This window comes from Streptomyces gelaticus, from assembly GCF_014649535.1.
Taxonomy (GTDB): domain Bacteria; phylum Actinomycetota; class Actinomycetes; order Streptomycetales; family Streptomycetaceae; genus Streptomyces; species Streptomyces gelaticus.
Genome location: NZ_BMTF01000033.1, coordinates 31,624 through 58,537 on the forward strand (window position 1 = coordinate 31,624; position 26,914 = coordinate 58,537).

Annotated in this window: 23 protein-coding genes; 7 read left to right on the forward strand and 16 right to left on the reverse strand. The window is 70.2% G+C overall.

Translation table 11 applies throughout. The features are described 5' to 3' along the window. Positions 1-142: 142 nt before the first annotated feature. From ligA to IE107_RS31180, 4 genes are read right to left on the reverse strand one after another with little or no spacing between them, the layout of a single operon-like run. Positions 143-2,335, reverse strand: coding sequence for an NAD-dependent DNA ligase LigA (ligA, locus tag IE107_RS31165; protein ID WP_189547717.1), 2,193 nt, complete (start codon positions 2,333-2,335; stop codon positions 143-145). Between the two features lie 30 nt (positions 2,336-2,365). Continuing rightward, complete coding sequence (locus tag IE107_RS31170; RefSeq protein ID WP_189547718.1) at positions 2,366-3,391, reverse strand: methionine synthase; 1,026 nt, start codon at positions 3,389-3,391, stop codon at positions 2,366-2,368. A gap of 53 nt (positions 3,392-3,444) precedes the next feature. After that, positions 3,445-4,134: an SDR family oxidoreductase gene (locus tag IE107_RS31175; RefSeq protein ID WP_189547719.1), complete on the reverse strand. Its 690-nt coding sequence runs from the start codon at positions 4,132-4,134 to the stop codon at positions 3,445-3,447. A gap of 30 nt (positions 4,135-4,164) precedes the next feature. Then, positions 4,165-4,704 carry an LOG family protein gene (locus tag IE107_RS31180; protein WP_189547720.1) on the reverse strand — a complete coding sequence of 180 codons (540 nt, stop codon included), beginning with the start codon at positions 4,702-4,704 and terminating at the stop codon, positions 4,165-4,167. Positions 4,705-4,823: 119 nt separating this feature from the next. Here IE107_RS31180 and IE107_RS31185 point away from each other — a divergent pair, with 119 nt between their 5' ends. Then, entirely contained in the window at positions 4,824-5,159 is a 336-nt protein-coding gene (locus tag IE107_RS31185) for a DUF427 domain-containing protein (RefSeq protein WP_189547721.1), read from the forward strand. Positions 5,160-5,254: 95 nt separating this feature from the next. After that, a complete protein-coding gene (locus IE107_RS31190) occupies positions 5,255-6,055 on the forward strand; it encodes an alpha/beta fold hydrolase (RefSeq protein WP_189547722.1) in 801 nt (266 codons plus the stop codon). A 140-nt stretch (positions 6,056-6,195) separates the two neighbouring features. On the opposite strand, the gene IE107_RS31195 is transcribed toward IE107_RS31190, so the two are convergent. Then, positions 6,196-6,582, reverse strand: a complete 387-nt coding sequence (locus IE107_RS31195) for an ATP-binding protein (protein WP_229867381.1) — start codon at positions 6,580-6,582, stop codon at positions 6,196-6,198. 281 nt (positions 6,583-6,863) lie between these two features. On the opposite strand from IE107_RS31195, the gene IE107_RS31200 reads away from it, so the two are divergent. The 3 genes from IE107_RS31200 (at position 6,864) to IE107_RS31210 (ending at position 9,780) form a co-directional block, all read left to right on the forward strand. Further along, positions 6,864-7,718: a helix-turn-helix domain-containing protein gene (locus IE107_RS31200; protein ID WP_189547723.1), complete on the forward strand. Its 855-nt coding sequence runs from the start codon at positions 6,864-6,866 to the stop codon at positions 7,716-7,718. A 12-nt stretch (positions 7,719-7,730) separates the two neighbouring features. Further along, positions 7,731-7,925, forward strand: coding sequence for a DUF397 domain-containing protein (locus tag IE107_RS31205; RefSeq protein WP_189547724.1), 195 nt, complete (start codon positions 7,731-7,733; stop codon positions 7,923-7,925). 211 nt (positions 7,926-8,136) lie between these two features. Continuing rightward, a complete protein-coding gene (locus IE107_RS31210; protein WP_189547725.1) occupies positions 8,137-9,780 on the forward strand; it encodes an alpha/beta hydrolase in 1,644 nt (547 codons plus the stop codon). A gap of 119 nt (positions 9,781-9,899) precedes the next feature. Here IE107_RS31210 and mnmA read toward each other — a convergent pair whose 3' ends face one another. Next, positions 9,900-11,033, reverse strand: coding sequence for a tRNA 2-thiouridine(34) synthase MnmA (mnmA, locus tag IE107_RS31215; protein ID WP_189547726.1), 1,134 nt, complete (start codon positions 11,031-11,033; stop codon positions 9,900-9,902). A gap of 61 nt (positions 11,034-11,094) precedes the next feature. Here mnmA and IE107_RS31220 point away from each other — a divergent pair, with 61 nt between their 5' ends. After that, positions 11,095-11,775: an N-acetylmuramoyl-L-alanine amidase gene (locus tag IE107_RS31220; protein ID WP_189547727.1), complete on the forward strand. Its 681-nt coding sequence runs from the start codon at positions 11,095-11,097 to the stop codon at positions 11,773-11,775. A 37-nt stretch (positions 11,776-11,812) separates the two neighbouring features. Here IE107_RS31220 and IE107_RS31225 read toward each other — a convergent pair whose 3' ends face one another. Beyond that, the gene (locus IE107_RS31225) at positions 11,813-12,982 is read right to left on the reverse strand and encodes a cysteine desulfurase family protein (RefSeq protein WP_189547728.1); all 1,170 of its coding nucleotides are present in this window, start codon (positions 12,980-12,982) and stop codon (positions 11,813-11,815) included. A gap of 128 nt (positions 12,983-13,110) precedes the next feature. Then, positions 13,111-13,302: a hypothetical protein gene (locus IE107_RS31230; protein WP_189547729.1), complete on the reverse strand. Its 192-nt coding sequence runs from the start codon at positions 13,300-13,302 to the stop codon at positions 13,111-13,113. Positions 13,303-13,338: 36 nt separating this feature from the next. Here IE107_RS31230 and IE107_RS31235 point away from each other — a divergent pair, with 36 nt between their 5' ends. Next, positions 13,339-17,163: a S8 family peptidase gene (locus IE107_RS31235; protein ID WP_189547730.1), complete on the forward strand. Its 3,825-nt coding sequence runs from the start codon at positions 13,339-13,341 to the stop codon at positions 17,161-17,163. A gap of 51 nt (positions 17,164-17,214) precedes the next feature. Here IE107_RS31235 and IE107_RS31240 read toward each other — a convergent pair whose 3' ends face one another. From IE107_RS31240 to IE107_RS31275, 8 genes are all read right to left on the reverse strand, one after another. After that, positions 17,215-18,225 (reverse strand): helix-turn-helix transcriptional regulator, encoded by a 1,011-nt coding sequence (locus IE107_RS31240; RefSeq protein ID WP_189547731.1) that lies wholly within the window; start codon positions 18,223-18,225, stop codon positions 17,215-17,217. A 442-nt stretch (positions 18,226-18,667) separates the two neighbouring features. Then, positions 18,668-19,558, reverse strand: coding sequence for a thioesterase family protein (locus IE107_RS31245; protein ID WP_189547732.1), 891 nt, complete (start codon positions 19,556-19,558; stop codon positions 18,668-18,670). A gap of 149 nt (positions 19,559-19,707) precedes the next feature. Then, positions 19,708-20,379, reverse strand: a complete 672-nt coding sequence (locus IE107_RS31250; protein ID WP_189547733.1) for a trimeric intracellular cation channel family protein — start codon at positions 20,377-20,379, stop codon at positions 19,708-19,710. An 18-nt stretch (positions 20,380-20,397) separates the two neighbouring features. Then, positions 20,398-21,741: an ABC transporter ATP-binding protein gene (locus IE107_RS31255; protein ID WP_373302539.1), complete on the reverse strand. Its 1,344-nt coding sequence runs from the start codon at positions 21,739-21,741 to the stop codon at positions 20,398-20,400. After that, complete coding sequence (locus IE107_RS31260) at positions 21,738-22,835, reverse strand: ABC transporter ATP-binding protein (RefSeq protein WP_189547735.1); 1,098 nt, start codon at positions 22,833-22,835, stop codon at positions 21,738-21,740. The genes IE107_RS31255 and IE107_RS31260 overlap by 4 nt, the downstream gene beginning before the upstream one ends. After that, complete coding sequence (locus IE107_RS31265) at positions 22,832-23,833, reverse strand: ABC transporter permease (RefSeq protein ID WP_189547748.1); 1,002 nt, start codon at positions 23,831-23,833, stop codon at positions 22,832-22,834. The genes IE107_RS31260 and IE107_RS31265 overlap by 4 nt, the downstream gene beginning before the upstream one ends. A gap of 144 nt (positions 23,834-23,977) precedes the next feature. Then, positions 23,978-25,750, reverse strand: a complete 1,773-nt coding sequence (locus IE107_RS31270; protein ID WP_189547736.1) for an ABC transporter substrate-binding protein — start codon at positions 25,748-25,750, stop codon at positions 23,978-23,980. Positions 25,751-25,845: 95 nt separating this feature from the next. Continuing rightward, a complete protein-coding gene (locus IE107_RS31275; RefSeq protein ID WP_189547737.1) occupies positions 25,846-26,850 on the reverse strand; it encodes an ABC transporter permease in 1,005 nt (334 codons plus the stop codon). Between the last annotated feature and the right edge of the window lie 64 nt (positions 26,851-26,914).

The window sequence follows — 26,914 nt, forward strand, 5'->3', positions numbered from 1 at the left end:
TCGGGTGAACCGGACATCACGCGAAAGCCTTGCCCCCGTCTGCCCCTCTGCACCCCATATCCACCTTCTTGTCGGTCGCACGCCCACGGGCCCCTCCCCTTGCTGTCCCCACCCCGCGCCCGGCCCCTGACAGGGATCTGCCCTATTCCGCCGGTTCTCCCACCGGAACCGCCGCCTCGCGCGCCGCATCCGGACCCTGTTCGAGCAGGACGGCGAAGCCGTTCTCGTCCAGCACCGGCACCTTCAACTGCATGGCCTTTTCGTACTTCGAACCGGGGTTGTCACCGACGACCACGAAGGAGGTCTTCTTCGAAACGGAACCTGTCACCTTCGCTCCGCGGCTCTGCAGCGCCTCTTTCGCGCCATCCCTGGTGTGGCCGGCCAGCGTGCCGGTGACGACGACGATGAGCCCTTCGAGCGGACGCGGCCCCGTCTCCTCCCCCGCCTCCTCGTCGGCCATCCGGACCCCGGCCTCCCGCCACTTGCGCAGGATCTCCCGGTGCCAGTCCTCGGCGAGCCACTGCTTCACCGATGCGGCGATGATGGGCCCGACCCCGTCGGCCTCCACCAGCTCCTGCTCGGTCGCCTCCTCGATCCGGTCCATGGAGCGGAACTGGCGCGCCAGCTCCGCGGCCGCGATCGGTCCCACGTGCCGGATGGACAGTCCGGTGAGGATCCGGGCGAGCGGGGCCTCCTTGGCCGCTGCGATGGCTTCGAGCATGGCGAGGGCGTTCTTCCTCGGCTCGCCCTGCTGGTTGGCGAAGACCCAGGCGGTCTTCTCCTCACCGGTCTTCGGGTCGCGCTTGGGCAGCCCGCTGTCCTGGTCCAGGACGTAGGACCGGATCGGCAGCAACTCCTCCATGGTCAGCCCGAAGAGATCGCCCTCGTCGCGCAGCGGCGGCTCGGCGGGCTCCAGCGGCTTGGTCAGGGCCGCGGCGGCGACATAGCCGAAGTGGTCGATGTCCAGGCACTTGCGGCCCGCGAGATAGGCGAGGCGCTCGCGCAACTGGGCGGGGCAGGAGCGGGCGTTGGGACAGCGGACGTCGACGTCCGCCTCCTTCATGGGCTTCAGCTCCGTACCGCACTCGGGGCAGTGCGTCGGCATGACGAACGCCCGCTCGGTGCCGTCGCGGAGGTCGACGACCGGGCCGAGGATCTCCGGGATCACGTCGCCCGCCTTGCGGAGCACCACCGTGTCCCCGATCAGGACACCCTTCGCCTTCACCACGTTCTGGTTGTGCAGGGTGGCGAACTCCACCTCGGAGCCCGCCACTTCGACCGGCTGGACCTGGGCGTACGGCGTGACCCGGCCGGTCCGGCCGACGCCGACCCGGATGTTGACCAGCTTGGTGTTGACCTCCTCCGGGGCGTACTTCCAGGCGATCGCCCAGCGCGGGGCGCGCGAGGTGGAGCCGAGCCGGCCCTGGAGCGCGATCTCGTCGAGCTTGACGACGACTCCGTCGATCTCGTGCTCCACGGAGTGCCGGTTCTCACCGAAGTACCTGATGAACTCCCGTACGCCGTCGAGGGAATCCACCACCTTGTTGTACTTGGCGGTGGGCAGACCCCATGCGCGCAGCAGCTCGTAGGCGTGCGAGAGGCAGTCGATGTCGAAGCCCTCGCGGGCGCCGATGCCGTGCACCACCATGTGCAGCGGGCGGGTGGCGGTGACCTTCGGGTCCTTCTGGCGCAGTGAACCGGCCGCCGCGTTGCGCGGATTGGCGAACGGCTTGTCGTCGGCCTCCACGAGCCGGGCGTTGAGCTCCTCGAAGGCCTCCATCGGGAAGAAGACCTCGCCGCGGATCTCGACCAGCGCCGGGACCCGGTCGCCCTTCAGCCGGTGCGGGATCTCGGCGATGGTACGGATGTTGGGGGTGATGTCCTCGCCGGTGCGGCCGTCGCCGCGGGTGGCGGCCCGGGTCAGCCGCCCGTGCTCATAGGTGAGATTGACCGCCAGACCGTCGACTTTCGGCTCGCACAGGAAGTGGTGGTCGGTGGTGCCGACCTCCTTGGCGATCCGCTCACCCCAAGCGGCCAGCTCCAGGTCGTCGAAGGCGTTGTCCAGCGAGAGCATCCGCTCGCGGTGCTCGACGGAGGTGAACTGCGTCCGGTACGGGCCCGCGACCTTCTGCGTCGGCGAATCCGGCGTACGCAGCTGTGGGTACGCCTCCTCCAGCACCTCCAGCTCGCGCATCAGCCGGTCGAACTCGGCGTCGCTGACGACCGGCTGGTCGTTCACGTAGTACCGGAAGCGGTGCTCCTCGACCTGCTCGGCCAGGAGCGCGTGCTGCTCCTGGACCTGTGCGGGCATCGTCGTCTGGTGTTCGCCGGCCATCGTCTCGTCCTCCCGTTACCCGTTGCCCCGTTACTCAGGGTTGTCTGCGAGCGATCTCGCGGCCCGGGCGCAGTGGGCGAGCGCGGCGCGCGCGTACGCGGGCGAGGCACCCGCGAGCCCGCACGACGGGGTGATCACCACGGACTCCGCAAGAGTCCCCGGATTCAGCCCCAGCCTGCGCCACAGCGTCCTGACACCCATGACGCTACCGCCCGGGTCCGACAATCCGCCCGAGGCCGGGTCGGTGCCCGGCACCACCCCGAGGAAGAGCTGGGTGCCGCCCTCGACGGCTTCCCCGATCGCATCGTCCTCACGCTCGGTGAGCAACGAGAAGTCGAACGAGATGCCATCGGCCCCGGCCCGGCGCAGCAGCGCGAACGGCACCTCGGGCGCGCAGCAGTGCACGAGCGTCGCCGATTCCCCGCCCGCCGCCAGGACCTCGCGCAGCGTGCCCTCCACGACCTGGCGGTCCACGGCCCGGTAGGTGCGGTAGCCGCTGGCCGTCCTGATCCGCCCGCGCAGTACGCCGGTCAGCGACGGCTCGTCGAGCTGGAGGATCACTTCGGCACCGGGCACCCTGCGGCGCACCTCCGCGAGATGGGCGCGCAGCCCCTCCGCCAGTGAGCCCGCCAGGTCACGGCAGGCCCCCGGGTCGCCGAGCGCGGCTTCGCCGCCCCGGCGTTCCAGTGCGGCGGCCAGCGTCCAGGGACCGACGGCCTGGACCTTGAGCGGTCCCTCGTACCCCTGGGTGAACTCCTCCAGGGCGTCGAGATCCTCGCCGAGCCAGGACCCGGCCCGCCGGGTGTCGCGTCCGGGCCGGTCGCTGATCCGCCAGCCACTGGGCTCGACGTGCGCGTACAGGTCGACGAGCAGCCCGATGGTCCGCCCGATCATGTCCGCACCGGGGCCGCGGGCGGGCAGTTCCGCCAGGTACGGCAGTCCCTCGCCGTCCCCGAAGGAGCCGGTGACGGTCTTCGCCGCCTCCCGTGCGTCTCCCCCGGGCATGGACCCGATTCCGCTGGCCGGGCAACCGCTGAACTTGCTCTTCTCGCTCACACGGGAAGCCTAGGGCGTCGTTGCGGGAGCGGCGCCGCCCGGCCCGCGCGGGGTCAGCGTCCGGGACGCACCGTGAGGTCGTTGACCTCGGCGTCGCGCGGCAGGTCGATGGCCATCAGGATCGTGGTGGCCACCGACTCCGGGTCGATCCAGCGGGAGGGGTCGTACTCCTTGCCCTCCTGCTGGTGGACCTTGGCCTGCATGGGGCCGGCGGTGCGCCCCGGGTAGACGGAGGTCACCCGGACACCGCCCGCATGCTCCTCCTGGCGCAGCGAGTCGGCGAGCGCCTTCAGGCCGTGCTTGCTCGCGGCGTACGCGCTCCACTCGGCGTGCGCGGCGAGGCCGGCGCCCGAGTTCACGAAGAGCACATGGCCGTGGGCGACGCGCAGCTGCGGCAGGAGGAGCCGGGTCAGCTCGGCGGGCGCGACCAGGTTGGCGTTGAGCTGGAAGTGCCAGGCCTTGGGCGTGAGCTCACCGACGTTGCCGAGCTCCACGACGCCCGCGATGTGCAGCAGCGAGTCGACCCGCTCCGGCATCGCCTGCTGGGCGAACGCCCACGAGAGCCGGTCCGGATTGGAGAGGTCGCCGACCAGTGTGCGGGCGCCGGGGTGCAGCTCGGCCAGCTCCTTGGCACGGCCCGCATCGCGGGCGATCAGCACGGCCTCGTCACCGCGCTCCAGCAGACGGCGGGTGACGGCGGCTCCGATGCCGGAGCCGGCCCCGGTGATGACATGAGTGGACATGCCCACCATGATCGCACCACCGCCGCCCTGTCACTGCAGGCCGGACCACTCCTCCAGGTAGGCCAGCGCGCCCACGCCGTCCTTGGCGAAGAACACCAGGTCGGTCAGCGGGACGGGCAGGAAGCCCTCGTCCTCCATGCGCTGGAACTGCTGGCGCAGCCCGTCGTAGAAGCCTGCGGTGTTGAGCAGCACGACCGGCTTGTCGTGCTTGCCGTGCTTCTTCAGCTCCAGGATCTCGGTCGCCTCGTCGAGCGTCCCGGTGCCCCCCACCATGATCACGACCGCGTCGGACTTCTCCAGGAGCAGCGCCTTGCGCTCGGCGAGATCGCGCGCGATCACCATCTCGTCCGCATTGGCCCGCGCCTTCGCGGCCAGGAAGTCGACCGACACCCCCACCAGCCGCCCGCCCGCCTCCTGGACCCCGTCGGCGACGACCTTCATCAGCCCGCTCTCCGAGCCTCCCCAGACCAGGGTGTGTCCGCCCTTGCCGAGCAGCTCGGCGAATTCACGGGCGGGGTGGGTGTAGCGCTCGTCGAGGTCGGCGGCGGAGAGAAAAACGCAGATCTTCATGGAGCAACCGTAAAGGCCACCACTGACACGACCGGCGCACGGGCGGAAAACCGGCCACCAGGAAGGGCCAGGGAAGAAGGCCGGGGAAGAAACCGGTCCGCGAAACGGCTGACCCCTACATGACTACGTCACCAGGACACCGCATCACGGTCCAGCCCGGCACCGAGCATGTACGTGTGGTCCACGACGGACAGGTACTCGCCGAGAGCCGGCGCCCGCTCGTCCTGCGCGAGACGGGCTGTCCGGTCCGCTACTACCTGCCGTCCGAGGATGTCCGTACGGACCTCCTGACGGCTTCGGACACCCGCACCCACTGCCCGTTCAAGGGAGATGCCTCCTACTGGTCGCTGCCGGACGCCGCGGACCTCGTCTGGGCCTACCCGGAGCCGAAGCCCGAAGTCGCCGCGATCAAGGACCACTTCTGCTTCTACGACACCGAGACAGTCACCGACTGATCGTCAGGAACGCCGCTGACAAGGGAGTTCGAAGAACCTCAGAAAAACTTCGGCCGGAGCGATGAGTTTTCCCGGCCCCGGCGGTCCACCCTCGCATGGACAAGATTCTCTCCCGCGACGGCACCGTGATCGCGTACCGGCGCCGGGGTGAAGGGCCGCCGGTGATCCTGGTGGGCGGCGCGTTGGGCACGGCGGCGACCGAGGCACCGCTGGCGCGCCTGCTCGCGCCGCACTTCCACGTCGTCGCGTACGACAGACGCGGCCGCGGCTCCAGCGGCGACAGCGGTCCGTACGCGGTGGAACGCGAGATCGAGGACCTGGCCGCGCTCGTCACCGCGGTGGGCGGCCGGGCCTCGGTGTTCGGCACCGGAGCCGGTGGCGCGCTGGCCCTGGAGGCGCAGGCCGCCGGGCTTCCGGTCGACCTGCTGGCGGTGTACGAGCCGCCCTACACGCCGGGCGCCTCGGGCCTGCAGTACAAGGCGTGCTGCACCTCCCGCCTGTGCCGGCTGCTGTCCACGGGGGACCGCGCGGGAGCCGTCGAGCTGTTCCTCTCCGTGACGGGCGTGCCGGTCGACATGATCGCCCGGATGCGCCGCGCCCCGCTGTGGAGCGACCTGGTGGCGATGGCCCACACCCTCGCGTACGACGACGCGCTGCTCGGCAACGGCGCGATCCCGGCCGCCCGGTTCGCCTCCGTCACGGCCCGCGCCCTGGTGATCTGCGGCGGCTCCAGCCCCACCCGCGCACGGCTGTCGACCCGCGCCCTGGCGGACGCGCTCCCCCGCGCCCGCCACCGCACCCTCACGGGCCAGACCCGCGACCTGGCCCCGCAGGCGGTGGCCCCGGTCCTCACGAAGTTCTTCGCCAGGAACGTCCCGCTGCGCCAGGCCTCCTGAACCCGCGGCGGCGCCCCGCACTGTCACGACCGTACGGGGGTCGGACGTGAGCACGCGGGGTGCCGCCGCGTCCGCGGTTCAGGCGCTGAGCGCGAGCTCGAACCAGACAGTCTTGCCGCCCGGCCCGAGCGCCCCTTCCCCTATGGCGCACCCGCCCCATCGGTCGGCGACGAGTTCAAGGATGGCCCTGCTTCGGCGTGCGGGGCGACGGGCGGGGCGTACGGCTTGGGCAGGTCCGGGCTCATGTCCCAGACGCTGATCCGGAGCACGGGGTGCCGCCACTGGAGCCGCACGGCGGTCGGCCCCTTGGTGTGCCGTACGGAGTTGCTGGTCAGCTCGGAGGTCAACAGTTCGGCTCGGTAGCTGAGTTCGCTCAGTTCATGGGCGCCGAGGATGGCGCGGAGGGTGGTACGGGCGATCCGGGGGCTGCGCGGGTCGCAGGGGAAGCTGAGTTCGTAGCTCCACGGTTCGGTGAACGCGATGGGAACCGGGTGGGGGCGGATGCCGGGGATGGGTTCAGTCCTCACGGGCACCTCCTGGGTGCGTGCGAGCAGTGGCAAGTGCGAGTGCGCCACGGGCGGTTGCTGTCGAGCGGTGGCAATGCCGGTCCGCGGACCGCCTTCCCGGGTTGGCGGAGCGGATCGGTGCGCTTCCGTTGCGACGGCACGGTTGCGAGTGGTGCGGGTCACACACTGAAGCCACTCAACTCACATGTGAGTAGATGTTCACGAATGAGTGAGTTCAACTCCGGCTCACTAGACCCCACTTCAATGCTGCTGTAAGACTGTGCGCGCAAGAGAGAGGACCCATGGCTCCACGAAACGCCCCCACTGGACGCTCTCGCCGCCTGGCGGCCGAAGTGCGCCGCATGCGCGAGCAGGCCGGCATCTCGATTCAGAGTGCCGCCGCGCTGCTCGGCGCGGACCGGACAATGATCTCGAATATCGAGGCAGGCCGTACGGGACTCAGTGAGGAGCGATTGCGCCAGATCGCATGCCACTACGGATGTTCCGATCAGACGCTGATCGATGCGCTCGCATCGATGGCAGCCAGCCGTCGGGCCAAGCACTGGTGGGACGAATACCGGGGCAAGCTTCCCGACGGATATCTCGATGTGTCCGAGATCGAGCACTACGCGACTCGCATCATGACGGCACAGACCGTGCATCTGCCTGGCCTATTCCAGACCGAAGAGCACGCCCGAGCAATCTTCGACCTCGCGGTTCCGCAGCTGCCACGCCTTGAGGTGGAACTACGCGTCGCGCACCGCATGAGCCGTCAAGCAGTCCTTGGCGGAGAACGGCCGACGCCGTACACCGGCATCATTCATGAAGCCGCGTTGCGGCTGGAGTTCGGCGGTCGCGATGTGGCGCGCCGACAACTGGAGCACCTCGCGGACTCGTCCGAGCAGGACCACGTCACACTGCTCGTCATTCCGTTCAGCGCAGGAGCCTTCCACGGGGCCGGGCAGTCGATCCTCTATGCGGAAGGCCCCGTCCGGCAGCTGGACACCGTCCAACTCGATACGTCGTTCGGCGCCCAGTTCCTGGATGCTCCGACGCCGCTTGCGAACTATCGTTCTCTCCTGGACCTGATGGTGCGCTCGGCGCTCCCTCACGATGAGTCGCGTGCACTCATCCGGTCCATCGCCCGCGAGTTGTGAGAGGTCCAGACAATGCCCGAACGTGACTGGCAGCGCTCGTCCTTCTGCGCCGGCGGCGGCAACAACTGCGTTGAGATTGCCGCCGGTAACGCGGACCGCATCGCCCTCCGCGAGAGCGAGAGCCCGGCCGCTGTCATATCGACGAACCGGGCAGCGCTACGCGCCCTCGTGCTCGGAGTGAAGGCCGGCAAGTCCGCGCTTGTCTGAGGTAGGGCACCCGTCTCCTGTCAGTCCCGTCGCCGAGGCGGGTACCGCCCATCGCTGAGGGGCGGTCCGTCCCCTACAACTCGGGGACCACCCACGGCTGTTGTGTCATCCCCAGGATGGAGGGGAGGTGCAGCCCGGCGAGGGATCCGCATGTGTGGCGGGTTCCTGAAAGATCTTTCCTGTCCGAACGTTCGACGGAAGGATCGATATCGTGCGCAGACGACGTCTCGCTCCCCTGCTGGCCGTCAGTGTCACGGCAACGCTGGCTCCCGCGCTCGCCACCTCGACAGCCACCGCCGCTCCGGCCGCCATCCCTTCGACCGCCTCCTCGTCCGCCGACACGGGCGCGCTGAACCGGTATGTGAAGCAGAAGCCGCAGTGGAAGCGGTGCGAAGCCGACTCTCCGGCGGAGTTCGAGTGCGCCACGATCAAGGTCCCGCTGGACTACCGGGTTCCCAGGGGCAAGCGGATCGACTTAGCCATATCCCGGATCAAGAGCACCGCGCCCGAAAAGCGGCACGGTGTCCTGTTCTCCAACCCCGGCGGCCCGGGAGGACAGGGGCTCTACATGCCGCTGGGGATGCAGGAGAGCCTCCCCGATTCCGCACAGCAGAAGTACGACCTCATCGGCTTCGACCCGCGCGGTGTGGGACGGAGCAGCCCGGTTTCCTGCGGTCTGGAGCCGGAGGAGGAGGACTGGCTGCGGCCGTACAAGGAGGCGGCGTTCGACAAGGACGTCGCCTGGGCACGCGAGGTCGCGAACAAGTGCAAGGAGAAAGCGGGCGACACGCTCCCGCACATCACCACGCGCAACACCGCACGCGACATGGATCTGCTCCGGGCGATCCTCGGTGAGAAGAAGATCTCGTACGTGGGTTACTCGTACGGCACCTATCTGGGGGCCGTCTACACCCAGCTCTTCCCTGGCCGGGCCGACCGGTTCGTGCTGGACAGCGCGGTCGATCCGGCGCGCGCCTGGCGAGGGATGATCCAGTGGTGGGCGGAGGGCGCCGAGCCCGCGTTCGACCGGTGGACCGAGTGGGCCGCCGAGCGTTCAGGGAAGTACGGCCTCGGAGACACCCCGAAGCAGGTCGACCGGACCTTCTGGGACCTGGTCGCACAGGCCGACGAGAAGCCCATCGAGCTGGACGGGCAGCTGATCAACGGTGATGACATCCGAAGCGGTATGCGCGGGGCCGTCTTCAGCCCGGAGTGCGCCACCGAGGGGTTCGTGGAACTGAAGAAGGCCGCGGCCGGCGAGCCCGCCTCCGCGAAGAAGCTCGCGGCGTTCACCGGATCCCAGGAAACCGGGACTTCAGGCGCGTCCGACGCCGCCGAAGTGCCGTCCGACAACATGACGGCGAGCTTCTGGGCCGTGGTGTGCGGCGACAACTCGGCCGCGTGGTCCCGCGATCCTGAGAGCTACCGGCAGGACGCCATCGAGGACAAGGGCCGCTACCCGCTCTTCGGTGACTTCGCGTCCAGCATCAAGCCCTGCGCGTTCTGGGACAAGTCCGTGGAACCGGCGACCAAGGTGAACAACAGGGTCGGCTCCCTGGTCGTCCAGAACGAGTGGGACTCGCAGACCCCGCTGCCCAGCGGTCAGGCCCTGCACGCCGACCTGAAGGGCTCGAAAATGGTCACCGTCCTCGGCGGCGAGGGCCATGGCGTCTACCCGAACGGCAACGCGTGCACGGACGGTACGGTCACCGGCTACCTGCTCACCGGCAAGCTCCCGGCGAAGGACGTGACCTGCGAGGCGACGGCCGACTCGAACGCGGAGGCACGGAAGAACCGGAAGCCGGACGTGCTCCCAGGGTCTCCGCTTCCGGAGCGTGCCCCGGACCGTTTCTGAGCCCGGTCGCATGGCCCATTGCCGCATGATCCATTGACGATGGGGTGGGACCTCCTGGCGGGGTCCCACCCCATCGTGCGTCGGCCCGACGGCCGCGAGGCCGGCGCCGATCCCATCGGTCAGCCGGCCGTTGCCCCGGCCTCGGTGCGCCGCACCGTCGTCGCGATCGTCGCCGAGCCGACCACGCGGGTGCCGTCGTACAGGACGACCGCCTGGCCGGGGGCCACGCCTCGGACCGGCTCGGTGAAGGTGACGTGCAGGGTGCCGTCGACCAGCTCGGCCGTGACCTCGGTCTCGCCGCCGTGGGCGCGGAGCTGGGCGGTGTAGCTACCGGGGCCGGCCGGGGCCGTGCCGCACCAGCGGGGCTTGATGGCGGTGAGGGCGGTGACATCGAGGGACTCCGCCGGGCCGACCGTCACCGTGTTGTTGACCGGGGAGATGTCCAGGACGTAGCGCGGCTTGCCGTCGGGGGCGGGGTGGCCGATGCGCAGGCCCTTGCGCTGGCCGATGGTGAAGCCGAAGGCGCCCTCGTGGGTGCCGACCTTCGTGCCCGACTCGTCGACGATGTCGCCCTCGGCGGTGCCGAGCCGGCTCGCCAGGAAGCCCTGGGTGTCGCCGTCGGCGATGAAGCAGATGTCGTGGCTGTCGGGCTTCTTGGCGACGGCGAGGCCGCGGCGCTCGGCCTCGGCGCGGATCTCGTCCTTGGTGGTGAGGGTGTCGCCGAGCGGGAACATCGCGTGGGCGAGCTGCTTCTCGTCCAGGACGCCGAGGACGTACGACTGGTCCTTGGCCATGTCGGAGGCGCGGTGCAGCTCGCGGCTGCCGTCCTCGCCCCGGACGACGGTGGCGTAGTGGCCGGTGCAGACCGCGTCGAAGCCCAGTGCGAGGGCCTTGTCCAGGAGCGCGGCGAACTTGATCTTCTCGTTGCAGCGCAGGCACGGGTTGGGCGTGCGCCCAGCCTCGTACTCGGCGATGAAGTCGTCCACGACGTCCTCGCGGAAGCGTTCCGCCAGGTCCCAGACGTAGAACGGGATGCCGATCACATCCGCGGCCCGGCGGGCGTCGCGGGAGTCCTCGATCGTGCAGCAGCCGCGCGCCCCGGTACGGAAGGACTGCGGGTTGGCGGAGAGGGCGAGGTGCACACCGGTCACGTCGTGGCCCGCCTCGGCGGCGCGGGCCGCGGCGACCGCGGAGTCGACACCGCCCGACATGGCGGCGAGGACGCGGAGGGGGCGCTGGGGAGTCTCAGTCATAGCTCCACCAGGGTACGGGGCGCCGGGAACCGAACGCTCTCGGATATGCGTTGTGGATCACATGGGGACCAAGGGGGCGCCGGGCGCCAAGAGCTCCGGGGGTGCGAAGTCCGGACACGGCATCAGCCGGCGCGGGCTGCTGATCGGTGCCGCGGTCACGGCCGCGGGGACGGCCGTGCTGGCGCGGGAGCAGCTGGAGCATGCCTGGTGGCGGCTGCCCGGCGTGGACAAGCCCCGCAAGCCCGGCGAGGTGGATTTTGCGCGGGCCCAGTGGATATCGGCCTCGTCGGCGAACTGGCGGAAGGCCGACCGCCCCGACGACTACACCGTCGACCGGGTCGTCATCCATGTCACCCAGGGCAGCTACCGGAGCGCGGTGAAGGTCTTCCAGGACCCGGGGCACGGGGCGGCGGCGCATTACGTGGTGCGCAAGGACGGACATGTGACGCAGATGATCCGTGAGCTGGATGTGGCGTTCCACGCGGGGAACAGGTCGTACAACGAGCGCAGTGTGGGGATCGAGCACGAGGGCTTCGTGGACCGGCCGCAGGACTTCACGGCGGCGATGTACGGGGCCTCGGCGCGGCTCACGGCCGCGATCTGCGGGCGGTACGGGATACCGGTGGACCGGAAGCACATCATCGGGCACGTGGAGGTGCCGGGCACGGACCACACCGATCCGGGCAAGCACTGGGACTGGGACCGGTATCTGAAGCTGGTCCGGGCGGCGGGCAAGCGGTGACCGCGGGGCCCGCCCGGTCGCCGGACGGGCCCCGCGGTCAGCTGAGTCCGGCTGTGCGCGCCCGCTCCACCGCCGGGCCGATCGCGCGGGCCACCTCGTCGATGTCCTGCCGGGTGGAGGTGTGGCCGAGCGAGAAGCGCAGGGTGCCGCGGGCCAGGTCCGGAGTGGCGCCGGTGGCCAGCAGTACGTGGCTGGGCTGGGCGATCCCGGCGGTGCAGGCGGAGCCGGTGGAGCATTCGATGCCCTGGGCGTCCAGCAGCAGGAGCAGGGAGTCGCCCTCGCAGCCGGGGAAGGTGAAGTGGGCGTTGGCGGGGAGCCTGCCGCCGGGGGCAGGATCACCGCCGAGGACGGCATCGGGCACGGCCGCCCGCACGGCCGCGACCAGCTCGTCGCGGAGTCCGCCGATCCCGCGGGCGAACTCCTCGTGTCCGTCGGCGGCCAGCCGCCCCGCGAGGGCGAAGGAAGCGATGGCGGGGACATCGAGGGTGCCCGAGCGGACGTGCCGCTCCTGGCCACCGCCGTGGAGCACGGGTACGGGGGCGTATTCGCGGCCGAGCAGCAGCGCGCCGATGCCGATCGGTCCGCCGATCTTGTGCCCGCTGACCGTCATCGCGGCCAGCCCGGACCGGGCGAAGTCGACTTCCAGCTGCCCGAACGCCTGCACCGCGTCCGCATGCATCGGAACGTCGAACTCGCGGGCCACGTCGGCCAGTTCACGGACCGGCATGATGGTGCCGATCTCGTTGTTGGCCCACATCACGGTGACCAGCGCGACATCGGCGGGGTCGCGAAGGATCGCCTCGCGCAGGACGTCCGGGTGGACGCGTCCGTGCCGGTCGACGGGGAGGTATTCGACGTTCGCGCCCTCATGCTCGGCGAGCCAGTCGACGGCGTCCAGCACCGCGTGGTGCTCGACGGGGCTGGCCAGCACCCGGGTGCGGCGGGGGTCGGCGTCGCGGCGGGCCCAGTACAGGCCCTTCACCGCGAGGTTGTCGGCCTCGGTGCCACCGGAGGTGAAGACCACCTCGCTGGGGCGTGCGCCGAGTGCATCGGCGAGGGTCTCTCTCGACTCCTCGACGGTACGGCGGGCCCGGCGCCCGGCGGCGTGCAGTGAGGACGCGTTACCGGTGACGGCGAGCTGGGCGGTCATCGCCTCGATCGCTTCCGGAAGCATCGGCGTGGTCGCGGCGTGGTCGAGGTAAGCCATGGTGGGCTCGATTCTACGAGCCTGCGGCGGGGCGTACGGCGGGCGCACCCGCGCACGGCCGGATGCGATCTTCCTCGCCCCGTCCCGGGCCCGTCCGGGCGGGGAGGGCGTCGGGCTCCGCGCCCGGTTCAGCCGGCGAAGTCCCGGGCGACGAGGCCGTTGCCGGTGACGAGGAGGGGCCGCTCGGCCCCGGTGACTCCGCCGATACGCGCGGTGGGGCGCGCCGTGGGGCGCGCCGTGTCGTCTTGGCGACATGTCGCAAGCACGGCACGGAAAAGGCTGGTGCGGCCGATCAGTGGGGCCCCAGTCTTGAGCCGCACCGCGTGTCCATTTCCTTGCCTCCTGGAAAGGTTCCGATGCACAGACGGTATCGCTCTGCCGCCGTACTGGCGGCAGGAGTCCTCATCGCCACCCTCGCCCCCACCTCCTCCGGCGCGAGCGCCGCCCCGGCACCCGCCTCCGTCGGCGCGAACTCCGCCGGCCGCCCCCAGGTCAGCTCCGTCACGCTCGTGACCGGTGACCGGGTGCGGCTGGAGACCTTCCCCGGCGGCCGGAAGGCCGTATCCGTCGAGCCGGCCCCGGGCGCTTCGCAGGCCGACTTCAGCCAGCTGGAGATCGACAAGCAGCTGTACGTGCTGCCCCGCGCCGCGCTCCCGTACATCGCCTCCGGCAAACTGGACCGGCAGCTGTTCAACATCACCTCCCTGGTCAAGCAGGGGTACGACGACGCCCACACCTCCGCCATCCCGCTGATCGCCCGCTACACCGGCGGCACGAACCCCACGTCCAAGGGGGCGCCCACCGGTTCGCGCAAGGGCCTGGTCATCAAGAGCCTGCGCGGCTCGGCACTGAAGGCGGACAAGAAGCAGGCCGGGCGCTTCTGGAAGGCCATCGACGACGACGCGCTCGCCAGGAGCGGCGCCGAGGGCGGCGCGAAGAACGCTTCCAGGAACGCTTCTTTCAAGAACGCGGCCTTCGAGGGCGGCATCGAGAAGCTGTGGCTGGACGCGAAGGTCCACGCCTCCCTCGACCGCAGCACCGCGCAGATCGGTGCGCCCGAGGCGTGGAAGGCCGGCTACGACGGACACGGCGCGACCGTCGCCGTCCTGGACACCGGCGTCGACGCCACCCACCCCGACCTGACCGGAAAACTCGGCGAAGTACGCAACTTCACCGACGAATCCACCGCGAACGACGGCCACGGCCACGGCACCCACGTCGCCTCCACCATCGCCGGCAGCGGCACCGCCTCGGGCGGCTCGCGCAAGGGCGTGGCACCGGGGGCACGGCTGCTGATCGGCAAGGTGCTCGACGACAACGGCTCCGGCCCGTACTCCGCCATCATGGGCGGCATGGACTGGGCCGCCCACTCGGGCGCCGACATCGTCAGCATGAGCCTGGGCGGCCAGCCCACCGACGGCACGGACGTACTCAGCCTCGTCCTCGACGGCCTCAGCGAGGAGACCGGCACCCTCTTCGTCGTCGCGGCGGGCAACACGGGCTCCGACTACTCAGTGGGCTCCCCGGGCGCCGCGGCAAGCGCGCTGACCGTGGGCGCCGTCGACCGCGACGACAAGCTGGCCCCCTTCTCCAGCCGCGGCCCGCGCGTCGGGGACAACGGCGTCAAGCCCGACCTCACCGCCCCCGGCGTCGGCATCGTCGCCGCCCGCGCGGCCGGCACGTCCATGGGCAACCCGGTGGACGCGGCCTACACCGCCGCGTCGGGTACGTCCATGGCGACCCCGCACGTGGCGGGCGCGGCAGCGATCCTGGCCGGGCGCCACCCCGACTGGAGCGCCCAGCAGCTCAAGGACGCGTTGATGAGCACGACGCGTACCGCCCCCGACCAGACGGTCTACGAGCAGGGCACCGGCCGGGTGGACGTGGCCCGCTCGGTGCGCCAGCAGGTGCGCGCCACCGGCACCACCACCTTCGGCGCCCTGGCACCGGACTCGGGCCCGCGGCAGGTGAGCGTCACCTACACCAACGACGGGGACGCGCCCGTGTCGCTCAACCTGGGCACCACCTTCGACAAGCTCTACGGCTCCCCGGCCCCGGCAGGCGCCATAGGCACCCCCGCGCAGGTCACCGTGGACGCCCACGGCACCACCGACGTGACCGTGACCCTCGACGCGCCCGCGCTGCCGGAGGGCGTCTACAGCGGCCGCCTCACCGCCACCTCGGCCGACGGGCAGGCCATCGCGCACACCGTTCTCTCCGCGGTGAAGGACCCGGTCACGCACAAGGTCACCGTACGCGGCATCGACCGCGCCGGGCAGCCGGCGACCATCTTCCCGCTGATCCTGCTGGGTCCCACGGGCCGCTTCGATGTCGTCCAGGAGGTGCCTGCGGGGAAGAGCCTGACGGTGGACATGCCCGAGGGCATGTACTACCTGCACGGCGTCATCACACAGCCCACGGAGGACAACGTCACCAACAGCCTGGTGGTCAACCCCCACCTGCGGGTGGACGGCGCCACGGAGCTGGTGCTCGACGCACGCAAGGCGGTCCCCGTGGAGATCCAGACCCCCGAGCGGGCCGAGCAGCGGGGCCCGCTGGTCTTCTCCACCCACTGGAAAAACGGCGACCGGGAGTTCGCCAGCTTCTTCACCAGCGGACACAGCGGCGGACAGCTCCTCTACGTCACACCGACCGAGGAGTTCACCGAGGGAACCTTCGAGTTCTCCTCCCGCTGGCAGCTGACCGCGCCGATGCTCCGCGCACGCGCGGTCTCCGCCACCGCCGCGGCCGGTGTCCCCGTCCGTCTGCTCCACAACTCCCCCGCTGTGGAAGGGGTGCGGCGCCTGCGGGTGGTGGACGCCGGTCACGGAAGCCCCGAGGACTACGCGGCGCTGCGCGCACGCGGCATAGACGTCCGCGGAGCGGCGGTGCTCGTGGAACTGGAGGGGGTGGAGTACGACGAGGCGGTGACCTCGGCCGCCCGAGCCGGAGCCGCGGCCGCCGTCACCACCGCCGGCGGCAACAGGTACGCGGCCGCGACCTGGCAGCCGGTGGGCCGGCGGCTGCCCGCGATCGGGCTGTACGCCTCCCACGCTGCCGCGCAGCGGCTGCGCGCGCCGGGCACCGTGCTGGAGTTGAAGGGGACCCCGGAAAGCCCCTACCTCTACGACGTCGTGCAGCTCTCCGAACAGCGCGTCCCCGAGCACGTGGTCCACAAGGTCGGGCCGAAGAACACGGCCACCGTGGTCTCGCGCTACCCGGACACGGGCGGGGCGCGCTACGTCGCGGAGGACCGGCTGTCCTGGCGTCCGTGGGAGGGGGAGGATGTGCAACTCTCCATTCGGGCCCGGTATGTCCGCACCGGGCAGGTGCGGACGGAGTACCTGAGCGGTCCCGCCGACACCCGGTGGCTGCACTGGGTCAACCCCCGCAACACCTGGGCGATCCAGGCAGCGGGGACCGGCATGCTCGGCCCCCTGCGCACCTACCGGCCCGGTGAGCAGGCCACGGAGAGCTGGTACGCCCCCGTGGTGCGCCCGGCGATCCCCCGAGGTGTCGAAGGGCTCGCCCACCGCAAGGGCGACCGGCTGACCATAGGGATCCCCGAGTTCGCCGACACCGCCTCCGGCCACTACGGCTACGCCCTGCCCCGCCAGGACGCCAACACCCCCTACCCCGACGAGACCCGGGCCGTACTGCGTCGCGACGGCGAGATCCTCGCCGAAGGCCCCCGGGCGTGGGGCGCCTTCCCCGCGGGCGGGGACGACGGCCGCTACCAGTTGGACCTGGACGTGAAGCGCACCAGCCCCGAGGGCACCCTCTCGCGGGCCACCAGCACCCGCTGGTCGTTCACGGCCCCTCGCCCGGCCGAGGGCAAGGAGTCCCTGCTTCCCCTTCTCCAGCTCGACTACGACGTGGCCACCGACCTCCAGGGCTCCGCCCCTGACTCCGGATCCTTCGCCTTCGGAGTGAGCGCCCGCCACCAGGACGGTCTGACGGGCCGTTCCGTGAAGGGTATGGAGGTGTCCGTCTCGTACGACGACGGCGAGCACTGGCGGGCGGCGAGGACTTCCGCCCGGGGCGACGGCGCCTACCGTGTCCGGGTCACCCACCCCTCGACTGCCCGCACCAGCGGGTATGTCACGCTGCGGGTCCGCGCCTGGGACGACGCGGGCAACGAGGTGACGCAGGAGATCGAGCGGGCGTACGCGCTGAGGTAGTACGCGAGACCCAGAAGCCGCGACCGGCCCCGGTCGCGGCTTCCGTGCGTCCTACGACAGCCAGTCGCGCCGCGCCGCCTGCCACACCAGCTGTGTACGCGTCGTCGCGCCCGCCCGCTGCATCAGCGCGGTGATCCGGCGCTGCACCGTGCGGTGGCTGACACGCAGCTGCGTGGCGATCGCCTTGTCCGTCACGCCCGCGACGACCAGGGAGAGCAGATAGCGCTCGTCGTCGGCGAGACTGCCGCCCGGTCCCATGCCGCCGGCGAAGTCGGCCAGCTCGCCCGCCTCCGTGACGTGCAGCGGGGTTCCCGCCGCCCACTGGATGTCGAACAGGGCGACGAGGGCGTCCAGGAGAGTGCTGCTGCGGATGATCGCAGCGGTCGGCTCGCCGCGGGCGCCGGTCGTGCTGCCCGGCATCAGCGGGCAGACGGCGACAGAGCTGTCGACGATGACCATGCGCACGGGGAGTGTGCTGGTGGCACGGGCCACTTCACCGGCGCGGATGCCCTGGGCGACGTTGTCGACCATGCCGGGCTGTTCCAGGCAGGCCCGTTCGTAGATCGCCTCGTAGCGGATGCCCTGGGCGAGCAGCTCGAACTCCTCGTCGTTGTCCTGGGCGCGCAGCGCCACGGGATCGGCCTTGCAGAACCACCGCAGGTCTCTGCGGGCCCCGTAGGCGAGTTGACGCAGCTGCTGACGGATGGCGCCGGCCCCGGTGATCACCTCGACCAGTTGCCCGGCGTCATGGCGCCGGCCGCCCGCCCGGTACTCCTCGGCCAGCTGTTCCACTCCACGCCGCGCCCACTCCAGCGCTTCTTGGCCGCGCGCCAGCAGAGGCTGCAGCGCCACGTCCGGCGGGACGGGTACGTACCGCATGCCGCCGTCGCCCGGCAGCCGCCCGACCAGGCCTTTGTCATGCAGGGAGGACAGAAGCGACGCCGCCTCGCGTTCCCGGATGTGGAGCCGGTGGATGATCTCGTCCACGCCCGCACTTCGTACCTCCACCAGGTGGCGGTAGACCCGCTCCTCCGCTGCCCCGATCCCCGCTATCTCCAGCACGCGCCCTCTCCCTCGCCGCAGCCCACCCCAGACGGACGCCCACTGTGCCATCCATGATCGAAATCGAACAGGATGCGGGCGGCCCTGCCGAACGATCGGAAGAGACCACGGTTTCCGCGAGCCCGAGGCAGGGCGTACGGCGGGCGCGTGGTGTCCCGGGACCCGGGCACCGCGGCAGCGGGGTCCGCCCGGTTCAGCCGCCGAAGTTCCAGGCGACAACGCCGTTTCCGGTGACGAGGAAGGCGAGGACCACGAGGTCGGCGATGCCCGTCCCGGGTGCTGCGCGACGGCCCCTTCGGCGCGGTGGCGACCTCGGCCCCCGGAACGGTTCCGGCAGGAGTCGCCCCGCCCGACCACCTGAGCACGCCCGCCCCGGACACCCCACACGCCCCGCACGCGTAGGGGCCCGCCGGAATGGCGGGCCCCTACTGGGATCGGTGCTTCAGGAACGCGGCACCCTGGCCAGCTGGCGGGACTGGGCCACCAGGCGGTCCGCGCTGTCCCAGACGTCCGCGTCCTCCTCCAGGAAGCCGCCCGCGAGGTTGCGGGTGGTGATGGAGACGCGCAGCGGGCCGGGGGCCGGGCGGCAGCGGATGTGGGTGGTGAGCTCGATGGTCGGCGTCCAGCCCTTGAGCCCCAGCTCGAACGAGGTGGGCGGCAGCGCGTCGACGGTGAGCAGTAGCGAGAGCGGGTCGGCGTCGCGGCCGTCCGCGAGGCCGAACCAGCCGCGCATCTCGCCCTTGCCGGACGGCTGCCCGACGGCCCAGCCGACCGTCGACGGGTCGAGCTTGATGTCGAGCCGTTCGGTGATGGCGGAGCTGCCGGGGATCACGGCCGGGCCGTCGCTCGGGCCGAGGCAGTGCTCCAGCGGCGGGATGGCCGGCGGCTTCGCCGAGGTGCGGACCTCGTCGGACAGGCCGTCCAGGTCGCCGTAGGTGGCGATGACCCGGATGCGCTCGACCTCGGTGCCGTCCTCCGCGTACTGGAAGAGGGAGGCCTGGCCGGTGGAGAGGGTACGGCCGGTGCGGACGGTCTGGGTCCGGATCACCGCCGGGCCGGGCACGGACGCGGTGAGGTAGTGCGCGGAGACGGAGAAGGGGTCCGGGTGCGGCAGGGCCTGGCCGAGCGCGCGGCCCAGCATGGCCAGCAGATAGCCGCCGTTGACGGCATGGATGATCGTCCACCCGGCGGAGAGCTCGGCGTCGTAGACGCCCTCTTCGCGAAGGGTGACGGCGGTGTCGCGGTCGAATTCGCTGTTCCCGATGGTCGCCGGTCCGGCCTGCGCCGCCTGCCCCGACGGCTGCTCTACTGCCTGCTCTGCTGCCTGTGCCATGCGATGCACCGTACACCGATTGTATTACTGAGCGGTAGCTTTTTGGGGTGAGGATCACAGCACAGACCGCTGGGGTGGTCACAGCACAGACCGGTCACGGCACCGCCGCTGGAATCACGGCACCGACCGCTGGGATCACAGCCCCCGCCTCAGACGGTCGCGGAGTTCTCCTCGGCCGTCGCGGACTTCCGGTTGTAGGCGCGCGGGGCCCGCCAGTGGTAGCGCATCGACAGCAGCCGCAGCAGGAAGGCCACGATCACGGCGGTGCCGCTGGTGAACGCGTTGAGCGTTCCGAAGCGGATGCACAGGACGGTCGTCGTGGCGCCGACGATGGCGGGCACCGCGTACAGATCGCGGTCCCAGCGCAGCAGCGAGGGCACCTCGTTGGCCAGTACGTCGCGCAGCACACCGCCGCCGACCGCGGTGGCGAGCCCCAGGGCCGCCGACGCGGTGAGGCCCAGGCCGTAGTCGTACGCCTTGACCGTGCCCGTGACGCAGAACAGCCCGAGGCCCGCCGCGTCGAAGACATTGACGCCCACCTGGATCCGCTCGACGTGCGGATGCAGGAAGAACACCAGGACGGCGGCGAGGAGCGGGGTGGTGAAGTAGCCGAGATCCGTGAACGCCGCGGGCGGGACCGCCCCGATGACGATGTCACGGAAGAGCCCTCCGCCCAGCGCGGTCACCTCGGCGAGCACCGCGATGCCGAAGACATCGAAGTTCTTGCGTACGGCGAGCAGAGCGCCGGAGATCGCGAAGACGAAGATTCCGACGATGTCGAGCGCATGCTGGACGGAGGGCGTGAACAGTTCGTTGAGCACCGGGCAATTGTGCCGGTACTACTCCTTGGGACTGTCCTCCGGCGTATCGGCCGAGGCGGTGCCACCGTTCGCCGCGGGCTCGGCGGGAGCGGGCCCAACGGCCTCGGGCTCGCCGTCCGCAGGCCCGTCAGCAGCGAGCTCACCGGGAGCGGACCCCTCGACCGCAGGTTCCTCGGCCTCGGACCCGGCCGCCTCCGGCTCGACAGCCTCGGACTTGCGTACCTCGACGATCTCGATCGCCTCGCGCGCCGCCGCCGTCACCGTCTCGCCCGGCACCTGGTCGGGTGCGTTCTCCGGGTGGTGGCAGGCCACCTGGTGCCCGGTCTTCAGCGTGGCCAGCGGCGGCTCCTGCGTCTTGCAGACCTGCGTGGCCTTCCAGCACCGGGTGTGGAAGCGGCAGCCGCTGGGCGGCGAGATCGGCGAGGGCACGTCGCCCTTGAGCAGGATCCGCTCGCTCTTGGCCGAGCGGCGCTTCGGGTCCGGGATCGGGACCGCCGAGAGCAGCGCCTTCGTGTACGGGTGCATCGGCGCCTTGTAGAGCGACTCGCGGTCGGCCAGCTCCACGATCTTGCCGAGGTACATCACCGCGATCCGGTCCGAGACATGCCGGACGACCGAGAGGTCATGGGCGATGATCACGTACGTCAGGCCGAGCTCGCTCTGGAGGTCGTCGAGCAGGTTCACCACCTGCGCCTGGATCGAGACGTCCAGCGCCGACACCGGCTCGTCCGCCACGACCAGCTTCGGGTTGAGCGCCAGGGCGCGGGCGATCCCGATGCGCTGGCGCTGACCGCCGGAGAACTCGTGCGGGTAGCGGTTGTAGTGCTCGGGGTTCAGGCCCACGACCTCCAGCAGCCGCTGCACCTCCTTCTTCACACCACCGTCGGGCGTGACGCCCTGGAGCTTGAAGGGGGCGCCCACGATCGTGCCGATCGTGTGCCGCGGGTTCAGCGAGGAGTACGGATCCTGGAAGATCATCTGCATGTCGCGGCGCATCGGACGCATCCCGCCCACGCCGAGGTGCGTGATGTCCTTGCCCTCGAACTCGATCTTCCCCGCGGTGGGTTCGAGCAGCCGGGTGATCAGCCGGCCCATCGTCGACTTCCCACAGCCGGACTCGCCGACGACGCCCAGGGTCTCCCCCGAGCGCACCTCGAAGTCGAGCCCGTCGACGGCCTTCACGGCACCGGCGTTGCGCTGCAGCAGCCCCTTCTTGATCGGGAAGTGCTTCTGCAGCCCGGTCACCTTGAGCAGCACCTCGCCGGAGGCGGTGTCACCGGTCGGCGCGCCCTGCCCGGCAGACCTCTGCGCCGGAACGTCCACGCCCTTGTCCTCGCTCGTCACGGCCTTGTCCTCGCTCACAGCTTGGGCGCAATCTCTTCGGTCCAGATACGCTCCCGCTGCTCCGGCGACATGTGGCAGGCCGCCCAGTGCCGGCTGCCGACCTCCTGGAGCTCGGGCCGTACGGTGCGGGTGACGTCGTCCTTGGGCACGTCCGCGTACGGGCAGCGCGGGTTGAAGGCGCAGCCCGACGGGATGTTGATGAGCGACGGCGGGGAACCCTTGACCGGGATGAGCCGGTCGGTCTGGTCGCGGTCGAGGCGCGGCATCGAACCCAGCAGACCCCAGGTGTAGGGGTGCCGGGGCTCGTAGAACACCTTCTCGGCCGGTCCGCGCTCGACGCAGCGCCCGCCGTACATCACCAGGATGTCGTCGGCGAGCTCGGCGACCACGCCCAGGTCGTGGGTGATGATGATGACCGCGGAGCCGAACTCCTTCTGCAGATCCCGGATCAGGTCGAGGATCTGCGCCTGGACCGTCACGTCCAGCGCGGTCGTCGGCTCGTCGGCGATCAGCAGCTCGGGGTTGTTGACCAGCGACATGGCGATCATCGCACGCTGGCGCATGCCGCCGGAGAACTCGTGCGGGTAGCTGTCGACGCGCTTGTCGGGCTGCGGGATGCCGACCCGGTCGAGCATCTCGACCGCCCGCTTGCGGGCGGTCTTCTTGTCGACGCTGTGATGGACCCGGTACGCCTCCACGATCTGCTTGCCGATCGTGTAGTACGGGTGCAGCGCGGACAGCGGGTCCTGGAAGATCATGGCCATGTCGCGGCCGCGCAGCTTGCGCACCTCGTCGGGGTCGGCGGACAGCAGCTCCTTGCCGTCCAGCCAGATCTCGCCGGAGACCTGGGCCTTGCGCTTGCCGTACTGGCCGGCGGTGTGCAGGCCCATGATGCCCAGCGAGGTGACGGACTTGCCGGAGCCGGACTCGCCGACGATGCCGAGGGTCTTGCCCTTCTCCAGCTGGAAGTTGAGCCCGTCGACGGACTTGACCAGCCCGTCGTCGGTCGGGAAGTGCACCTTGAGGTCGCGCACTTCGAGGAAGGCGGTGGGAGCGGGCGAGCCGGCCGAGGGTTCGCCCAGTGCGGCACCGCTCTTGTGCAGTTCGGTCATCCCAGCCTCACTCGCGGGTCGATGACGGCGTACATGATGTCGACGACGAGGTTGGCGACGGCGATCGCGAGAGCCGCGAACAGGGTGACGCCGAGAATCACCGGCAGGTCCTTGTTGCTGATCGCCTGGACCGCGGCGAGCCCGAGACCGGGCAGGTTGAACGTGGACTCGGTGAGGACGGCGCCACCGAGGAGCACGCCGATGTCGAGACCGAAGACGGTGAGGATCGGCGTCATCGCGGAACGCAGGGCGTGCCGGGTGATGACGGTGCCCTCGCCGAGCCCCTTGGAGCGGGCGGTACGGATGTAGTCCTCGCCGAGCACTTCGAGCATGGTGGCCCTGGTGAGACGGGCGTACATCGCCGCGTTCAGGAAGGCCAGCACGATCCACGGCAGGATCAGCGTCTGGAACCAGGTGCCGATGCCGTCGTCCGTGGAGAGGTTGTCGGCGATGTGCACCCAGCCGAAGCTGTGCACGAACAGGCCCATCGCGACCATGCCGGTGAAGAAGATCGGCAGCGAGACACCGGCGAGCGCGGTGGTCATCGCGGCGCGGTCCCAGATGCTGCCGCGCCGGAGCGCGGAGACCACACCGGTGGCGACACCGCCGAGGAGCCACAGGACGCAGGCGCCCGCGGCAAGCGCGCCGGTGACGGGCAGCGCGTCCTTGAGGGTGGTCCAGACGGGGACCTCGGTGCGGAAGGAGTAGCCGAAGCAGGGAGCGGCGCAGTGGGTGACATCGTCACCGTTCGCGTAGTCGCGCCCCATCGGGATGCCCTTGACGAAGTCCCAGAACTGGACGAGGAGGGGGTCGTCGAGACCCAGCTTGATCCGGATGCCCTGAAGCTGCTCGACACCCGTGGCCTTGCCGGCGAAGAGGACTGCGACGTCCTGACCCGCCCACTTGGGCAGCATGAAGAAGATGGTGAACGTCGCGAGCAGTACGACGAGCACCATGATGACTACGGCGAACAGGCGCCGGATGAGATAAGCAAGCACTGTGTGCGGCCCGGCGGTGGCCGGGAGCCCCTCGTGGGGGCTCCCGGCCACCGCCCCGGCCCTCACCTGCCCTTCGGACTGGCGGGTTTCGGCGGCGGTGGAACAGTCAACCGGGTTGACTGCAGATGCGGTTGACTCCAGCGACTACTTGACGACGCCGAGCGAGACGTAGTCGTAGCGGCCGTTGTAGGCGTCGGACATGTAGACGTTCGTCAGACGGTCGCCGCGCCAGGTGATGTTCTTCTCGTAGATGAAGGGCATCCAGTCGGCCTGGTCGAGGATCCGCTTGTCGATCTGCTGGTAGATCTCGCCGGCCTTGACCGGGTCGGTCTGCGCGATCGCGTCGTCGAAGAGCTTGTCGATCTGCGGATCCTTGATCTGGGACTCGTTGTAGTTACCGGTGTCCGCGAGGAACCGGCTGTCCCACAGCGGCTGGCCGAAGCCCTGGCCGGTCGGGAAGTCGGGGCCCCAGCCGCTCATCGTCATGCCGTAGCCGCGCTTCTTCACGACGGACGGGGAGCCGGTGATGCTGGACGCCTCGGCGCCGTCGAGCGGGTCGACCTCGATCTTGATGCCGACCTTGCCGAGCTGCTCCTGGAGCGCCTCGGCGGCGTCGACCTCGCCCGGGTTGTTGTTACGGGCGGTGAGCTTGGTGGAGAAGCCGTTCGGCTGACCGCACTGCTTCAGCTCGTCCTTGGCCTTGGCGAGGTCCGGCTTGCCCTTGCGGGCGAGGACGCCGTACGGGTCGTAGTCGCTGTGGCCCTTGACGGAAGCCGGCAGGGCGCTGTTGGCGATCGCGCCACCGGCGATCTCGCCACCGCGGGTCTGCTGGAGACCGGCGAAGTCGGTGGCGTAGAAGACGGCCTTGCGGCAGTGGACGTCGTCCAGCGGCTTGGCGGTGTGGACGAGCGCGACGTAGCGGATGAAGGACGTCTGCATGTTGTCGACGCTGGCCTTGTGCTCCTGGACGGCGGTGACGCGGCCGGACTGCGTCATGCCGGTGCCGTTGAGGTCGACGTCGTAGTCGCCCTCCATCAGCTTCTTGTCGTTCTCCTCCAGGTTGGCGGAGATCGTCACGGTGATCTTGTCCGGGAGCGCGGGGCGCACCGGGTCGGAGGCCTTCTGCCACTTGTCGTTGCGGACGAGCACGATGCTCTTGCCCGGCTTGTACGTCTCGAACTTGTACGGGCCGGAGGAGAACGGGCGCTGGGTGTACTTCGCGCCGGTGTCCTTGTCCGCCTTCACGGGCGAGCCGGACGGCATGGCGAGGAACTGCTCGAAGTCACCGTTGGGCTTGGGCAGCTTGAAGACGATGGTGTTGTCGTCGGGCGTCTCGATCGCCTTGAGACCGAGCTTGTCCGCGGACTTGTCCTTGTAGGGGCCCTTGTACTCGCCCTTGGGGTCCAGCGTCTGCATCAGGTACTGCGGGCCACCGGTGATGGTGTCCGTAGCCCAGATGCGCTCGATGCCGTACTTGACGTCCTTGGAGGTGAGCTTGGAGCCGTCCTCCCAGGTCAGGCCGTCACGCAGCTTGTACGTGTAGGTCTTGCCGCCGTCCGTGATCTCACCGGGGCCGGTGGCCAGGTCGCCGACCAGCTTGGTGGAGGCGACACCCGGCTTGGTGTCGTACGTGACCAGCTGGCGGGTGTAGAAGCGCATGAAGTCCCAGGCCATGCCGTAGTAGGCACGCTGGGGGTCGGCGGAGTCGAGGTCCTGCTTGCCGACCATCTTCAGCGTTCCGCCCTTTTTGGTGGACGGGTTGGCGACCTTGTTGAACGCCGCGTTGAAGCCGGCGCCCTTGGACTTGCCGCCGCTCTCGTTGTCGTCGCCGCCGCCGCACGCCGTGGTGGTCATCAGCGCCGCGACCACGAGGGCCGCACCAGCGGTGAGCCGTCGTTTCGAGGTAACTGTGGACATTTTCTCGCAACCTCCGAGATCGCGGTCCCAGGCCGTTGCTTGCCGGAGAACCATGGGAAAAGCCACCTGACGATGCGGCAGGGGCAAGTCGTGGGTTATCGGGTCCCCTTGGGGTCCAGGGCATCGCGCAGCCCGTCCCCGAAGAGGTTGAAGGCCAGCACGGTGATGAAGATCGTCACGCCGGGGAAGACCATGAACATCGGGTCGTGCTCGTACGTTTCCAGTGCGTCCCGCAGCATCCCGCCCCAGGAGGCGGTGGGCGGCCGGACACCGGCACCGAGGAAGCTGAGGGCCGCTTCGGTGAGGATGTTGGTGGGAATCATGAGCGTCGCGTAGACGGTGATCGGCGCCACCAGGTTGGGCAGCAGTTCGCGGAAGAGGATGTGCGTGCGTCCGCCGCCGAGGCTGCGCGCCGCCTCCACGTACTCGCGCTCGCGCAGCGAGAGCGTCTGCCCGCGGACGATGCGTCCCACGTACGGCCAGCCGAAGAAGCCGATGACGGCGACGAGTACGGCGATGCGTACGCCGCTGCCGGTCAGCCCCAGCAGATCGTCGGGGAGGACCGAGACCAGGGAGATGATGAAGAGGAGCTGCGGGAAGGACAGCAGCACGTCCATGATCCGGCTGATCAGCGCGTCCACCCAGCCGCCGAAGTAGCCGGCGACGATCCCGAAGAGAGTGCCGAGGGCGACGGCGACCAGGGCCGCCAGGAACGCCACGAGCAGCGAGATCCGGGCGCCGTAGACGATCCGGCTGAACACGTCGCGCCCCTTGTTGGGCTCGACGCCGAAGAGGTAGTCGCTGCTCACACCGCCGAGGTCTCCCGTGGGGAGGTTGGTCAGCGGGTCGAGCATGTCCTGGTGGAACTCGTTCGGCGGATGCCCCAGCAGCCCGACGATGAGGGGCGCGAAGACCGCCACCACGACCAGGACGAGGACAACGATGCCACCCGTCAGAGCGACTCTGTCCTGCTTCAGGCGGTTCCAGGCGATCTGCTTGAGAGACCGTCCCTCGACCTTCTTCACCCCGGAGTCGACTGCGGGACCGCCGGCCGCGACCGGATCCGCTTCCTTGGTCGGCTCTTGCAGTGGTGCCGTCATCGTGGCAAGGACCCCTCTCAACCGGCGGTGGCCGGGCCGAACTGGCCGCTGTGGCGGCGCGATC